10 protein-coding genes and 1 tRNA gene are annotated in these 15,820 nt (G+C 50.5%); 3 read left to right on the forward strand and 8 right to left on the reverse strand.

The window, feature by feature from the left end:
* Positions 1-34: 34 nt before the first annotated feature.
* From ACO0LG_RS26590 to ACO0LG_RS26620, 7 genes are all read right to left on the reverse strand, one after another.
* The gene (locus ACO0LG_RS26590) at positions 35-1,405 is read right to left on the reverse strand and encodes a restriction endonuclease subunit S (RefSeq protein WP_423031137.1); all 1,371 of its coding nucleotides are present in this window, start codon (positions 1,403-1,405) and stop codon (positions 35-37) included.
* Positions 1,402-2,421, reverse strand: a complete 1,020-nt coding sequence (locus ACO0LG_RS26595) for a PDDEXK nuclease domain-containing protein (protein WP_423031139.1) — start codon at positions 2,419-2,421, stop codon at positions 1,402-1,404. The genes ACO0LG_RS26590 and ACO0LG_RS26595 overlap by 4 nt, the downstream gene beginning before the upstream one ends.
* Positions 2,418-4,751, reverse strand: a complete 2,334-nt coding sequence (locus ACO0LG_RS26600) for a type I restriction-modification system subunit M (RefSeq protein ID WP_423031141.1) — start codon at positions 4,749-4,751, stop codon at positions 2,418-2,420. The genes ACO0LG_RS26595 and ACO0LG_RS26600 overlap by 4 nt, the downstream gene beginning before the upstream one ends.
* Positions 4,752-4,968: 217 nt before the next feature.
* Positions 4,969-5,053 (reverse strand) — tRNA-Leu (locus ACO0LG_RS26605).
* Between the two features lie 93 nt (positions 5,054-5,146).
* The gene (locus ACO0LG_RS26610) at positions 5,147-6,571 is read right to left on the reverse strand and encodes an MATE family efflux transporter (protein ID WP_423031143.1); all 1,425 of its coding nucleotides are present in this window, start codon (positions 6,569-6,571) and stop codon (positions 5,147-5,149) included.
* Positions 6,568-8,292, reverse strand: coding sequence for an ArnT family glycosyltransferase (locus ACO0LG_RS26615; protein WP_423031145.1), 1,725 nt, complete (start codon positions 8,290-8,292; stop codon positions 6,568-6,570). Before ACO0LG_RS26615 ends, ACO0LG_RS26610 begins: the two co-directional genes overlap by 4 nt.
* A 183-nt stretch (positions 8,293-8,475) precedes the next feature.
* Positions 8,476-8,742, reverse strand: a complete 267-nt coding sequence (locus tag ACO0LG_RS26620; RefSeq protein ID WP_422638803.1) for a type B 50S ribosomal protein L31 — start codon at positions 8,740-8,742, stop codon at positions 8,476-8,478.
* 521 nt (positions 8,743-9,263) lie between these two features.
* Here ACO0LG_RS26620 and ACO0LG_RS26625 point away from each other — a divergent pair.
* Positions 9,264-9,893 carry a trimeric intracellular cation channel family protein gene (locus ACO0LG_RS26625; RefSeq protein ID WP_423031148.1) on the forward strand — a complete coding sequence of 210 codons (630 nt, stop codon included), beginning with the start codon at positions 9,264-9,266 and terminating at the stop codon, positions 9,891-9,893.
* Between the two features lie 21 nt (positions 9,894-9,914).
* Here the strand turns inward: ACO0LG_RS26625 and ACO0LG_RS26630 are convergent, their stop codons facing one another.
* Positions 9,915-10,598, reverse strand: a complete 684-nt coding sequence (locus ACO0LG_RS26630; RefSeq protein WP_423031150.1) for a TetR family transcriptional regulator — start codon at positions 10,596-10,598, stop codon at positions 9,915-9,917.
* 703 nt (positions 10,599-11,301) lie between these two features.
* Here ACO0LG_RS26630 and ACO0LG_RS26635 point away from each other — a divergent pair.
* Both ACO0LG_RS26635 and ACO0LG_RS26640 read left to right on the forward strand, forming a co-directional pair.
* Positions 11,302-12,591 (forward strand): efflux RND transporter periplasmic adaptor subunit, encoded by a 1,290-nt coding sequence (locus ACO0LG_RS26635; RefSeq protein WP_423031152.1) that lies wholly within the window; start codon positions 11,302-11,304, stop codon positions 12,589-12,591.
* 72 nt (positions 12,592-12,663) lie between these two features.
* On the forward strand, positions 12,664-15,819 hold the full coding sequence (locus tag ACO0LG_RS26640) for an efflux RND transporter permease subunit (RefSeq protein WP_423031154.1): 3,156 nt from the start codon (positions 12,664-12,666) through the stop codon (positions 15,817-15,819).
* Position 15,820: the final 1 nt, after the last annotated feature.

The raw sequence follows: 15,820 nt of genomic DNA on the forward strand, positions 1-15,820 counted from the left end.
TTCTCTGGTGGAGGCTTGGTTTAATCACACGCTATCAGGCGGCTAAGGCTGTGTCGCTGATTGCTTGCCAGTCGCGCACGTCTATCTTGCCTGTGACGGCTGCGGAGATTAGGGCTGTGCGGCGCTCTTGTAATAGCATATATGAGACTTCGCATTCATTGATCAATCTATCAAAAGTGGGAATCTTTGACTCAATAAATTCGACTATTTTGAGTGCTTCATCCTTAACCGGAATTGGAAAAGATAAATTAGCTAAGGTGCCTAGTCCCAATGTTTGCTGTGTTCCGAATGTCCAAGACACCTGAAAGGCATCGCGAACATGTACTGATTGAAGTAAGTAAAAAACGAATTTTGATGGGACATCATTTTTTGTTCTGATTGTAGCCAGTGGCACCCAAACGTTAAACGCCTCGTCCGTCTCAACAATAGCAACAGTGCCAGTGGTTGCACCTAGTTTAACAACTAAAATATCCCCGCGTTGAGGGCAATAGCGCTTGGAAAATAGTTGATGATCTTCTTCTGAAATATACCCCCATTTCTTCTCAAAATTTATATATCCCTGTGAGACAGCTTCTGCCGAAATAAACGGAATACCTTCTTCCTTTCTGGTGGGGGTTAGATGTGGCCCATCAATAATTGGTGCGGATACTAAATACTTCAACGATGCAACTTTCCAGTGCAACGGCACTTCGCCCAACCACTCCACGCCAGAGTCGCGCATGGGGGCGTTGGGGTTGAGGCCTTTGGTGACGGCATGACTAATCACCGCCTGTCGTTTTTCTGTCAGCAGCTTGATCAACTCTTGCTGCTTCGCGATCAGGGTATCGATCTTGGCGGTTTCGTGGTCGAGGAAGTTGGCGATGGTTTGCTGCTCTTCTATCGAGCCGACGGGAATATGAAGATTTTCGATTACTCCCATTCCGATATTTGGTTGAGTGCCTTGACTCCACGATAATTCAACACTCGTCTTAAAGTAGTCCGCACACATCGAATAGAAAACAAAGCGAGGTAAAACTTTACATTTATCAGAACGTATCAAAGCTAGTGGCGACCAAATATTAAATTCTTCATTTGTCTCAACGATTGCTATGTTGCCGGTTGTGTTTCCTGACTTAATCATAAAAACATCGTCAAGTTGCGGTAGACATTTTTTACTATAGACTTCGTGCAATGCTCTCGTAATACAGCCACGCTTTTTCGTAAAGTCTAACTTATTATTCTTTACTGCTTCTGCGGAAAGAAATGGCACTCCTTCATCAACAAATTCCGGAGTTTCGTGTGGCCCATCTGTAATTCTAATAGCAACTAAATATTTTAATGGCGCACGCTTCCAATCCTTGGGAAGAATATCTAACCATTTACTCTCTGCATCCTTATAATCAGGATACGCCTTATACCGACTCATACTCCATCCTCCTGCGCCAGATTCAACAGATAAAACTCATGCAGCTTCGCTTGCAGCAGTTTTTTATCGGGCAGTTGTGTCTGGTATTCAGCAATCATGGCAGGTGAAAGGCTGCGGCTCAGAGCGTATTCAACGACTTCATCATCTTTACTCGCGCATAGCAGCACGCCGATGGCGGGGTTTTCGTGTGGTTTTTTGTGGTCGCGGTCCAGGGCTTCCAAGTAAAAATTGAGTTTGCCTAAGTGCTCTGGCTGGAATTTGTCCACTTTGAGTTCTATCGCCACCAGAGCGTTTAAACCACGATGGAAGAATAAAAGATCGAGTGCAAAGTCTTGTTTGCCGACTTGCACAGGATATTCGCTGCCGACAAAACAAAAATCGCGCCCAAGTTCGAGCAAGAAATGCTTTAATTTGGCGAGCAGGCCCTGGTGCAAATCAGCCTCGCTGTGTTGCTCTGGCAGGCTCAAGAAATCGACGATGTAGCTGTCTTTGAAGACGTTTAAGGCTTCGGGGTGTAATTGTGTCAGCACTGCTGACACTTTTGGCGGTTGCAACACCGTACGCTCAAAAAGCGCGGCATTGAACTGTCGTTCAAGATCACGGCTAGACCATCCCTCTTGTATAGACATCCTTAAATAAAATTCACGCTCTTCGCTCACTTTGCTACGACTGAGAATCGTCAGGTTATGTGTCCACGGCAATTGTCTCACCAGTGGTGCGACAATTTTATCATCTTGATAAGCTTCATAAAACTGGCGCATCCGGAACAGATTGCGACGTGTAAAGCCCTTTAAATTAGGCTGCGTGGTCGCTAAATGTTTCGCCAGCGCATCGACCACACCATCACCCCATTCTGCGGCCTTGATTTTGTTGCTGATGTAGGCTCCCACTTGCCAATACAGCTCGATCAGGGTGGTGTTGACGGCTTGATAGGCGTGCTGGCGTGCGGCGGTGATCAGGTGGACGACTTCAGCAAAATCGGGTTGCGCGACATTGCTCAGGTTTGATTTGCTCATGAATGCACCTCTTGTAGCAGCTTCATGATCTCTGCACTGACTGCATCCAGATCAGCATCTATCTCAGCCAGATCGCGCGGTGGCTGGTATTGGTAGAAGTGGCGGTTGAACGGGATTTCATAGCCAACAACGCCTATTTGCTGGTCTTTATCATCTTTTTTGCTGGCATCGATCCAGGCGTCTGGTACGTGGGGTTGCACTTCTTTCTTGAAGTAGGCTTCGTTGATCTCGTTGACTGTCTTCGATGGATCGAGTGCGACGTTTTCAAAATCTCGCAGGTCCCCATCGGCTTTGTACTCTATGGTTTTGCCTTCCACGTTAAACAGGCCATAGATGGGATCAACCTTGGTTTTGTGGATTTTTTTGATGACGGGCAGGGCGACTGGGTTTTTCCAGCTCACTGCAGCTTCAATGACTTTTTTATCTTTGGCGTCCAGGCTGATGTTGGCCAGCTTGGCTGCTTTGGCAATGGCGTCATCGTAGTCGTTCATGTCATCAAACTGTGACTTTCCTATCTGTGCTTGCAGGGCTTGGGCTTTGAGCATGCTGGCTTTGGCGCTTAACCAGATATCACGGTTGAGCAGGTCTTTGATTTGCTTTTCTTTGAGGTCGGCAAAATGCGTTTTGATATAACGGCGTATGGTGTCTTCATGCAGGCCAAGTTCGCCATAGTGTGAGCAATCTGGTGCATCGCTCCATATAGCAGCTGGTAGAGTGGCGAACTCTGCGTATGCCCATTGCATGATGCCGTTCAATGCGCCTGATTCAAAGCGCAGCGTGGTAGTGCGCTCATCAGAGAACTGGTAAGACTGTCTTAGCGGGCGTTCAATGGTAATGCGGCGGTAGCCAAATTCATGGGTCTTGAAAATCTTGGCGGCAAAGGTCTTGGCTGCCTCAGTCTTAGTGTTTGTCGATTGCCTGCCGCGATTACTTTTTTGTTCGGTGGGCTTGTCCAGTTCACGCGCATCAACGGCTTCAAAATCACCAAAGCAGCGGATGATGGTGGCGATGTCGTCGGCACTCATTTCATTGCGCTTGTTGCCCAATGACTTGCGCATTTTGCTGTAGAGGTTGCTGCCGTTGATCAGTTGTACCAGGCCCTTTTTTTCGCCCGGCTTTTTGTTGGACAGTATCCAGACATAAGTGGCGATGCCGGTGTTGTAGAACATATCGGTCGGCAGGGCGACGATGGCTTCCAGCAAATCTGCTTCCAGAATATAACGGCGTATTTCTGATTCACCCGAACCTGCACCGCCTGTGAACAAAGGGGAACCATTCAAGATAATGCCTATGCGGCCACCGCCTTCTTTGACATCGCGCAATTTGCTAATGAGGTGCAACAGGAACAGCAAGGAGCCATCTGACACTCTTGGCAGGCCTGGGCCAAATCGACCATCGTAGCCTTTGAGGTCATGTTCATCATTGATTTCTTGCTCTATCTTTTTCCAATCAACGCCAAAAGGTGGATTAGACAGCATATAGTCAAACTTGGTAGCATAAAGCTGGTCGTTCGACAACGTATTACCGAGTTTAATTCTATCCACCAATTGCCCTTTGATAAGCATATCGGCTTTACAGATGGCGTAACTTTCCTGATTCAGTTCTTGACCAAAGGCGCGTACGACGGCATTGGGGTTTAATTCATATACATACTCCATCCCTGCAGACAAGAAGCCGCCAGTTCCTGCTGTAGGGTCATAGATGGTGCGAATGATGCCTGGGGTGGTCAGCCCTTCATCGTCTTCAGTAAACACCAGAGAGGTAGTCAGACGCACGATATCGCGCGGAGTGAAGTGTTCACCAGCCGTATCGTTTGAACTTTCAGCAAAACGACGTATCAGTTCTTCAAACACCAGGCCCATATCATGATTTGAGACAGCCTTAAGGCTGAGGTCTATCGTACGTACTTTTTGCACGACTTTATAGAGTAGGTTGGCGTCGTTTAGCTGGCCTATAAACTCAGCAAAATTAAAATATTCAAAAATCTCACGCGCATCTTTGGAAAAACTTTGTATATAACTTTCCAGATTGGCCTTGATGCCGTTTTCACCTAATTTGGACAAATCCATTTTGGAGGTGTTGAAAAAACTTAAGCCGCCAGTCGCACGCAGCAGCAATTTTTCTTGAGCCTCTTCAGGCAGTTTCATACTTTCTATTTTTTGCTGCTCTGCTAGTACGGCTTCTTTGCTGGCTTCCAATACACACTCCAAGCGACGCAATAAGCAAAACGGCAAGATGATGCGACCATACTGACTCTGCTTGAAATCACCACGGAGCAGATCGGCGATTGCCCAGGATTCAGTAGCGAGGTTATTTGATATTTGTGTCATGGATGATTCTTTGTTCTTCAAAGTCGGTGAACAGAAGCAGTCGGAGCGTTGCTTGCATTTGTTTGATTTGTATCTTACCCGACTGGCAACTGGCTGCCTATGGGAATGCACTTGGCCTAGCTCAAAAAAAGCTACTGAAGAAGGGGAAAGTAGAGAAGGGAAATTGTTCGCCAAAAACCAAAAAAGCCCTTGAGTAATCAAGAGCTTAATCAGTATTTGGTGCCGAGAGCCGGAATCGAACCGGCACGCCTTGCGGCGCGGGATTTTGAGTCCCGTGCGTCTACCTATTCCGCCATCTCGGCAACGCAGAACGAAATTATGACAGAGCCGTCAAAATTTTGCAAGCGGCCTGCTGCTTTTGCCGGGTTGGCTGGTTGTGTTATTTTTGTTATTCATCATGGGTTTCTGCCTGGCTGGTCGAAATTCACGTTCCTGCGCCACATGGCCGGGGTGGGGAAGCGTTTCTGGACGATGCGCAGGTAGTACCACAGGCTGAAGGCGACGATGGCGAGGCTGGTGCTGTTGGCCATCCAGAAGCCTGCTGCGCCGTGCAGAAAGGCGGGGCTGATGTTGTAGGGGTCCAGGCCGAGTATGACGCCGCCGCCGAGGCCGCAACCCCATAGCGCGAAGGCGTACAGGATGGTGGGGACGATGGCGATTTTGTAGGCGCGCAGGATGAAGGCGGTGGTGACTTGTATCGCATCAAAAATCTGGTACACCGAAATGAAGGTGAACAGCGGGAAGGCTGCTGCGATGATGACGGGGTTGGATGTGTAGGCATGCAAAATCAGGTCGCGGCTGAACCAGATGGTGATGCCGATGGGCACAGCCAGCATGGCAGCGAGGATGATGCCGGCATTGCCGGTGACGCGGGCAGCCTGCATTTGCTTGGCGCCTATGGCTTGCGCGACCAGTGTACCGGTGGCGCTGGCGATCGCCAGGGGCAGCATATACAGGATGGTGCCAAAGTTGGCGGTGAGCTGGTGGCCGGATACGGCAACTTCACCCAGACGGGCGATGAACAGGGCCATGAAGGCGAATGCGGTGACTTCGATGAGGTAGCTCAGGCCCATGGGTATGCCGAGATGCAGCAGGCTGCGCAGTGCTTTCCAGTTGGGTTTGACGAAACCAGTGCCAAACAGGGCAAATAATTCATAATATTTGACGTGTTTAAGCATGAGCCAGCCAGTGATAAGCATGAGCCACGCATTGACGGCGGTAGCAGCCGCGCAGCCGGGGCCGCCCATGGCGGGTATGCCAAGGCCACCAAATATGAACAGAGTGTTGAGCGGGATTTTGATTGCCAGCGCAGCGAGTTGTATGGCCATGACCATCTTGGGGCGGCCAACTGCATTATTGAGTGCGCCATAAATCCTGAAGCCCAGTGTGGCGGGCAGGGCGATAGCCAATATTTGCAGGTATTGCGCGGCCTTGTCATTCAAGGTCGGTGAGGCTTGTGCGATGGAGAGCAGGCTGTTCGGGAACAGCAAGATCAAACAGCCTATGCAGGCGAGGAAGCCGCCCAGCCATACGCCTTGTTTAATCTCTGCGCCTATTTTTTTGAATTTGCGTGCGCCAAACAATTGGCCGACGACGGGGGAGATGGCTTGCAAAATGCCGTTGAGGCCGACAAAGATGCTGACGTAAATCGAGATGCCGATGGAGAGTGCAGCCAGGTCAGTCGCCGAGAAGCGCGAAGTCATTGCTGTGTCTATCACCCCGTTGCCCACCACAGCCATCTGGCCGACCATCATGGGCCATGACAGTGAGGCGATGCGTTTGATGTTGCCGCGCAGCGTGCTGGGGTGTTCGGTCTTCATCGCTGCTTGCGCTGGTACAGGGTAAACAACTCATCGTTGTCAGAACTGCGGTGGCCAGACCAGATGACGGTCCATTGATCCAGATTGTATTCTGCTGGCAATGGGTTTTCATGGCGGGATTTTTTACTGTTTTGCAGCAGTAAAAGATGGCAGTCATTGTCAGAGAAACTGGCAAAGTGCAGCTCGCCAAAATACGCAAATGAGGCGCGTTGTGAGGGGCCGATATGGGCTTGTATGCAGCCAGCACCTGCGGGCACTTTTTGTGCGAGTTCTCGCGCCAGTGGTGCGTAGCTGATGCGTTGATCTATCCAGTGCAGCCCCAAACTTTGCATCAGCAGCCAGCACAAGATTACACCGCCGCTGGACAAAACCACGGCACGCCACAAGACGGCAGGTTGCCTGGAGATACGCCAGTACACCAGGCGGAACCAGGCTATCGTCGCGGCCAGGGCGATGATGAAGACAAAGATATTGAAGCTGGACTGGTAACCTGGCACTATGCGCGTGGCTTGTTTTGCCATGAGCGACGGCCAGCCTGTGAGGTCAGCCAGCCAGTACAGCCAGATCGTCGCGGCAGCTGTGGTGAAGACAATGACTGAGAACCAGTCCACGGCGTTGATGGCGCTGCGCTTCATGGTCGGCAATCCAAAGGCGGCGAGTATGGCCAGCGGTGGCAAGATGGGTAAAAGTATCGCTTCTTCAGACTGGTGATTGAGCATGCCCAGCACGCCAAAGCAGATCAAAAAGCTGACTGGCAATGAAATATGCAGGGCTTTTTCCTGCTTGCGCCAGGCATAGATGGCCCAGGCAGCAAAGGGCCAGGCAGGCCAGCTGAACCAGATACCGTAGCGGAACAGGTAGCTGATACTGTCAAAATCAGGGAGATTGAACTGGCGATAATTCCACAGCATCCATGCCTGATAGGGTGAGCTGTCGTAGGGATTAACCAGGGTGATGGCGCAAATCCAGACGCCTGCTACCACAATGGCAACCGGCAGGGTGATGTAGAGCAGATACTTCAGCGGCTGGGGTTGCTGGCGATAGGCGCAGACTGCCAGCAGGCTGATCCATAAGCCAGTGGGCAATACCCAGCCACGGGTTAATACCAGCAAGCCGAGTATGCCGCCGATTTTTGCGGCAGTGAGCTTACCTGGTTCATCCAGCAGGCGTATGCACAGATACAGAGTGCAGGCGATCAGGGATATTTGCAGGGCTTCTGCACTGGTTTCATGGCTGCGTAATAGCAGGCCCAGGCAACCAAGGTAAATCAGCAGGGCACCGTCTGCCAGTGTGCGGCCAAAATCGCGCGCTTCTGGCTGGCCGCCAAATGCGAGTTTCAGTGGTTGCGCTTCTGGCCTGCGGCCTAGCAGATAAGTGGCATACCAGACTGAGAGTGAGCCTAGCAGGAAGCATACGCCAGTGCTCAGGCGGGCGGCCATGGGTTCCCCGACCAGCCAGCCAAATAATTTAATGCAGATGGCACCGAGCCAGAAAGCCAGCGGGCCTTCTTCTGGCATAGGCAGGCCGACGATGTGTGGCCACAGCCAGTCAGCCAGGTTGCCATGCGCCATCGTCCACATGATGCCAAAACCGGCGGCGTCGTCGCCTTTCCACGGGTCACGGCCTATCAGGCCGGGCAGGATATACAGGAGACAGAGGGCGATGATTCCCCAGCGCGGTAGCGCAACTGTTGCGGCAGCAGGAAGTCGGACTGGCTTCATATCTGGGTGGTGGAGGGAAAGGATGCTTATTGTAGGGTAAAGCTGTAGTAAAAAAGGCAGCCTGAGCTGCCTTTTTTACTAAAAATTCTTGGGAACCACAGATGGTCTTGCGTACTCCACAATTTTGTATTAGCAGGGCAGGCCCTGCCAACGCATGAAACCGTGCTGTGTTTCCCTGGCCAATTAGTTGGCGACAGAAGTCTTGGAACCGACTTTGCCGAACTTTTGACGGAATTTTTCAACGCGACCGGCTGTATCCACGATTTTGTGTTTGCCAGTGTAGAAAGGATGAGATTCTGCAGAAACCTCGATCTTTACCAGTGGGTATTCTTTACCTTCAAACTCACCTTTGTCGCGAGTGTTGATAGTTGAACGTGTGATGAATTTGAAATCGCAAGAAACGTCGTGGAACAGAACTTCGCGATAATTTGGGTGAATGCCATCTCTCATGCTTGCCTCGAAAATAGTGTAGGTAGCCAATAAGCACTTCGTCGGTCGTCTTGCTTCTTGACCCGATTGCATTATCACTTGCCAAAGGTTAAATAATTGTCTGGATTTTGGACGCCCAAAATGCCAAGCCGATGATTATACAATGAAAATTGGGTTTTTTGCGATGGGATGTTGTGGGGAAGGGTTGCTTATCGCAGATAAATTTGAGGTAATTAATATGGGCTTGAATGAAATAATATTGCTTATTTTATATTTTATTGTTTTTTTGTTGTGACCTAGTCTAGTTTACTACGAGCGTCGCTGGGTTCCTGCCTGCGCAGGAACGACGAATTTGAGGGTGGTTTCTTTGCATGAGCTTCTGGATATCTTCGATTTTTCTCAGTCTTTCTCTGTGATAGCTCTGTGTCTCTGTGCCTCTGTGTTGAGAGGTCTTGAATTTAAAGAACCATAGACTATCGGACCCAAAATCACCCCTAACTTGATAAAATCCCCATTTTTGCACCAAATCCTGAAGGAGAAACATGACGACGAGCTATCTGGGTATGAGTTCGATGTTGCATACCATTGAAGTCGCCGGGATACTGGCTTTTGCCAGTTCAGGATTTATTGAAGCGCGGCGCAAGCGTATGGACGTGGTGGGGGTATTTACGGTGGCCTTTATTACGGCTTTTGGTGGCGGCACGCTGCGTGATCTGTTGCTGGACAGGCGGCCCTTGTTTTGGGTAGAGAATCAGGAATACCCGATCATCATCTTCGTGATGTCACTGATCGCCATCCCGTTTTTGCGGCATTTGCGTAATGCGGTGACTGAAAATGCCATCGTGCTGGCTGATGCGCTGGGACTGGGCTTGTTCAGTGTGACAGGAGCATCATTGGCGCAAGAAGCGCAGATGCCGATGTTTGTCTGCGTCATGATGGGTGTCATTACCGGCATATTTGGCGGCGTTTTGCGCGATATTATCTGTAATGAAATACCGCTGGTATTCAGGCGCAGCCATTTGTATGCGACTTGCGCCTTTGCCGGTTGCTGGACTTATTTGATATTGAACTGGCTGGAGGTCAATGAAGGTGTTGCGCTGGGTTTTGGCGTGGGCATATGCTTCGTATTGCGCATGATGGCGGTACGGTTTGACTGGAAATTGCCGGTTTAGCCTGCATTTGCCTGATTTTGTTTAATCCTGGTTATTGACTACCAGTTGCAGGCCGCATTCTTTTTCTGCTGGCCTGACTTTTTTCAGGGGCGGGCGGGCGATCAGGCCTGCCAGGAACATGTCTATCATGTCTTCAGCATGCAGCATCAGGCAATAGGCGGAAGAGTCTTCCAGCCATTCATGGACTATGCCTATGACATAGGCGTGGATGGCTTGCATGGCGATCCAGGTGTCAGTCTCAGGATGCAGTTGCCCCTGATCAACAGCTTGCTGGATCATGGCCTGGACTTTGGACAGGCATTCCACCCGCTTCTCACTCTCGGCGCTAAAGAAGATTAGTTCGCTATTCTTTTCGCAGCGATGAAAAATGATGTCAAACACGTTTTGCTGGCGCGCATTGCCGGTGACGAGGTTGAGGAAGTGGACATTTAATTGCTTGATACCCGCCAGCGGGTCTTTGTGCGGTGTGGAAACAATCTCGTTGAGCAGGGCTTCCATGGGAAGGAAGGCGCGGTCACACATGGCCTGAAAGAGGGCGTTTTTATCCTTGAAGTGCCAGTAAATAGCGCCACGCGTCATGCCTGCTGCAGTGGCAACATCATTGAGTGTGGTGCTGGTGACACCTTTTTCGGCAAACACTTTTTCTGCTGCGTCGAGCAGAGTATTATAAGTTTCTTGTGCTTCTTCTTTCGTCTTCCTGACCATGTCTGTTTCCTTTGCGTACGCCGCAGATTTTTTTATCGCTACGTACAATTTTTTTGCTGTCTCTTCGTCATGTATGTATTCGCCTGAGTGAAATCGTTAAAAGCCGTTAGCTTTCTCATTTCCGCCCTGATGATCAGGTATATATATACCGTTTGTGTTTTTGCCAGACCTGCATTGTTACTGATTGATACTGAAGCACATTTCAACAAGCTGAGCTGTTTCATATCAAATTAATTGCTGCAAAGCAGAAATTTTTTTCCTGCTTTATACTTGTTTAATTGTTTAAGCATTTAGTCCATGTCAACACGTACTGCCAGCTTGTCATGAGGCTTTAACCATACCGCGCTATAAGTAAATTTATAAGTAATAACGCCAAGCAGCATTTGCCTATGCGTTGCTGATATCGCTGACTGTTAGCATCAAATTTTGTTAATTTGAAAACAACTCACGAAGAGTCAAACGAAATAAGAAACACGATCTAGAAAAAAAGCTGCAGCCTGCGGCGTTTTCTCATAGGTCAGAATAAATCCAGTATTGCCAAAATCCCTGTAATACCGTAGGGCTGTATAAAAACTTTATTTACAAACATTCGTGAATGTATATAATAGCACACCGCCTTTCCCTTTAGAAGAAAGAATCTCCCATGCGCTCCCCTGCAAAACCAATAACAAATGTATTTAAGCTATCTTCGATTACCAGCCATATGACGCAGGCTTTACCTGCTTTGCGCATCGCTGCTGTGAGCCTGCCTTTGCTGGTATTGGCTGCCTGTGGCGATAAAGGTGCTGCAAACGCCGGTGGTCCAGGCAAGATGCCGCCGCCAGAAGTGAATGTCGTTACCGTACAGCCACGCAACCTGGGGTTGGATTTTGAATATGCGGCGCAAACCGCAGGTTCACGCGAAACAGAAGTGCGTGCCCGCGTTGCCGGTATCCTGGAAAACCGTTTGTATGAAGAAGGTTCCCGCGTCAAGGCTGGCACTGTCTTGTTCCAGATTGATCAGGGTGCTTACCGCACGCAACTGGCATCTGCCGAGGCTGCCGCTGGTGTGGCTGAAGCCAAGCTGAACCAGTCCAAGCGCGAATTTGCCCGTTTGACGCCACTGGCAGCAGAAAAAGCGATCAGCCAGAAAGAATTTGATGATGCCAAGTCTGCACTGGAAACAGCAGAAGCCAGCTACAAGCAAGTGCAGGCACAGGTGAATGAAGCCAAACTCAATCTGGGTTACACCCGTGTTGTGGCACCGATTGATGGTGTAACAGGCGTTGCGGCTAAATCCAACGGCAGCCTGGTGACAGCAGCAGATAGTTTGCTGACTACCATCGTGCAAACCGACCCTGTGTATGTCAACTTCAGCGTGCCAGAAGCGGATTATCTGAAGCTGAGCAAGGACGTGGGCGCAGGTAAGATTGCCCTGCCTGGCAAGAAAACCAATAACGGTAGCCTGGCGTTCGACGTGCAGTTGAAGCTGGCAGACGGCAGCACTGCCCCAGTCACAGGCAAGATGAATTTTGTCAGTGAAAAAGTAAACCCGAACACAGGTGGTTTTGATGCCCGTGCACAAGTACCTAATCCTGAAGGTACATTGCGCCCAGGCCAGTTTGTACGCGTGATACTCAGCGGTGCTACCCGTAGTGCAGCGATTGCGATACCACAACGTGCTGTCATCGACAGTCCTATGGGCAAGATCGTGTTCACGGTGTCGCCAGACAACAAGCTGGTGCCAAAACCGGTTGAGCTGGATGGCTGGTCACATGGTGAATGGATAGTCACCAAGGGTTTGCAAGGTGGCGACCGCGTATTGGTGGATGGCTTCATCAAAGCGCATGATCCAGGCATGACGGTAACGCCAATCGCGATTACAGCCAAGGCAGCGAATTCTCCGGCAGCACCGACTGGCGCGCCACCAGGAGCACCTGCGGCAGAAGGCAAGCCAGCAGCTTCCAGTGCATCTGCATCTGCACCAGCAGCCAGCGCCGAAGCAAAACACTAAGCCCTATATTAAGCCAAAGTATCAAGCTGAAAATCCGCTGCATAACAAAGCTAAGGCTACAAGGAATAATTCATGTTCTCAAAATTTTTTATTAACCGGCCGATCTTCGCGACTGTCTTGTCGCTGATCATCGTGCTGGCCGGTCTGGCCGCCTTGCGCGTCCTGCCGATTTCGCGCTACCCGGAGATTTCTCCGCCGGTAGTGAATGTGACTGCGATCTACCCAGGTGCTTCTGCCGAGGTGGTTGAGCGTACTGTCGCCGGCCCTATCGAAGAGCAGATCAACGGCGTCGAACACATGCTGTATATGGACTCGGTCTCTTCCGCTGACGGCCGTGTATCGATCAACGTTACCTTCGAAGTTGGTACTGATCTCGATATTGCTGCCGTTAACGTCAACAACCGTGTACGTCAGGCAGATGCAAAATTGCCACAAGAGGTAAGACGCCAGGGTGTGACGGTTTCAAAGAGCTCGTCCAACTTCCTGGTGGTTGCTGCGATATTCTCGCCAGACAATCGCTATGACGCACTGTATCTGTCCAACTATGCAACGCAAAACGTACTGGATGCATTGAAGCGTGTGCCCGGTACCACCAATATCCAGATTTTCGGTGCCAAGGATTATGCGATGCGTATCTGGATGCGTCCTGACCGCATGGCGCAACTGGGTGTGACGGTGGGTGATATCTCTACTGCCATTACTGAGCAAAATGCCCAGTACGCAGCGGGTAAAGTAGGCGCACCGCCAAATAACACAGAAGAACTGACGATGACAGTCACGGCCAAGGGCCGTTTGCTGGAACCGTCTGAGTTTGCCAATATCATCGTCAAATCTGCCAAGGGTGGTTCTGCTATCCGTATCAGCGATGTGGCGCGTGTTGAACTGGGCTCCAAGGATTACAACCTGTATGGCCGCGTCAATGGTCACCCATCTGCGAATATCGGTGTGTTCTTGCAGACTGGCGCAAATGCGTTGGAAACCCGCAAGGCTGTAGAGCAAACCCTGAAAGACCTGAAAGCGAAGTTCCCCGAAGGCATGGAATATGCCACGCCTTATGACACTACGCCTTTCGTGACAGAATCGATTGCCGAAGTGTTGAAAACCTTGGGCGAAGCGATGGTGCTGGTGTTCATCGTGGTGTACCTGTTCCTGCAGAGCTGGCGCGCGACCATCATCCCCACATTGGCTGTGCCGGTATCGCTGATTGGTACCATGGCCGGTCTGCATTTGCTGGGTTACAGCATCAATACACTGACCTTGTTCGGTATGGTGCTGGCGATTGGTATTGTGGTGGATGATGCGATTGTGGTGCTTGAAAACGTCGAGCGTCTGATCAATGAAGAAGGCATGACGCCGAAAGATGCAGCGATTGAGGCCATGCATGAAGTGACTGGCCCGGTTATCGCGATTGTGCTGGTACTGGTGGCAGCGTTTGGCCCTATCGCTTTCCTTGGTGGTCTGGCCGGTGAATTGTATCGCCAGTTCTCGGTCACGATTTCTATCGCTGTGGTGTTGTCCGGTATCGTTGCTCTGACTTTGACACCCGCTTTGTGCGCGATCTTGCTCAAGCCGGGTTCAGAAAATCATAACCGTTTCTTTACCTGGTTTAACGCAGCCTTCCTGCGTTTGACCAAGCGTTACACCAATGGCGTGACCTTCTTTATGAAGCGTGCGGTGCTTGGTATCGCACTGGTACTGGGTATGGTTGCCCTGACCGGCTTGTTGTGGAAAAACGTACCTGGTGGTTTGGTGCCAGATGAAGATCAGGGTTATTTCATTGGTGCGGCGATCATGCCGGATGGTGCTTCGCTGGACCGTACTGATGCGATGGTGCGTCAGGTTGAGTCCATCATGAAAACCAACAAGAATATCGACACGACTTTTGCCCTGGTTGGTCTGGATTTCCTGGGTGGTGGCGGTTTGAAATCGTCCGCTGCAACCATGTTCTTCCCTTTAAAACCTTGGGAAGAGCGTACCCAGTCTGCCCAGCAGATGGTGGGCGAAAGTTACATGAAAACTGGCCGTATCAAGGAAGGTTTGCCTTTGTTCTTTGCCCCGCCTGCAATCCAGGGTCTGGGTCAGACTGGTGGTTTTGAGTTCTATCTGCAAAATGCGGGTGAAGGCGGCGTCAAGCGTCTGGCACAACTGCTGCCTTTGCTGATTGCTGAAGCCAACAAACAGCCTGAGCTGGCGGGTGTCAAAACCTTGTGGCAAGCCAATTCACCACAGTTGTATGTGGACGTGGACAATGAAAAAGCACGCTCCATGGGTGTGGCTTTGTCCGACGTCTACAACACCCTGGCTGCGACCATGGGCAGTTACTATGTCAATGACTTCAACAAGAACGGCCGTATCTATACCGTGCAGTTGCAGGCAGAAGGTCAGTACCGTGCCAAGCCAGATGACATAGGCAGCATGTATGTGCGTTCTGCGACTGGCCAGATGATACCAGTACGTGCTTTCACGACCATCAAGTTCATTACAGGTCCTGATTCTGTACAGCGTTTCAATGCCTTGCCATCGATTAAATTGCTGGGTGATGCCAAGCCAGGTTTCAGCTCTGGTCAGGCGATTGCTGCGATGGAACGTGCCGCGAAAAACGTCTTGCCTGCGGATGTAGTCTACGACTGGGGCGGCGCGTCCTTCCAGGAGAAACGTAGCAGCAATGCCGCTGGCCTGGCACTGGGTGCCGGTGTACTGATGATTTTCCTGATCCTTGCTGCACAGTATGAAAAATGGTCTCTGCCATTCTCAGTCTTGCTGGCGATGCCATTCGGTATCTTCGGTGCCTTGCTGGCGGTGTACTTGCGTCACTTCAATAATGACGTGTACTTCCAGATCGGTCTGGTGACGCTATTAGGTTTGTCGGCGAAGAATGCGATTCTGATTGTGGAATTCGCGGTCATGAAAGTGCATGAAGGTTATGCACCTGTGGCTGCGGCGCTGGAGGCGGCACGCTTGCGCTTCCGTCCTATTTTGATGACTTCGCTGGCGTTTATTTTGGGTGTGGTACCACTGGCTTTCTCGCACGGTGCAGGTGCTGCTGCGCGTCAATCTCTGGGTACTGGTGTATTGGGCGGTATGTTGGCAGCGACTTTCCTGGCGATCTTCTTCGTGCCTTTGTTCTTCAAGCTGATCAATGACAGACGTTTGAAAACGACTGAGCAGGATTTTGAGCACCCTGTCCATATTTTGCACAATGCGCCTCAAGCAGATGTGAAGGAATAAT

Source organism: Undibacterium sp. Ji42W, assembly GCF_049340405.1.
Classification (GTDB): Bacteria; Pseudomonadota; Gammaproteobacteria; order Burkholderiales; family Burkholderiaceae_D; genus Undibacterium.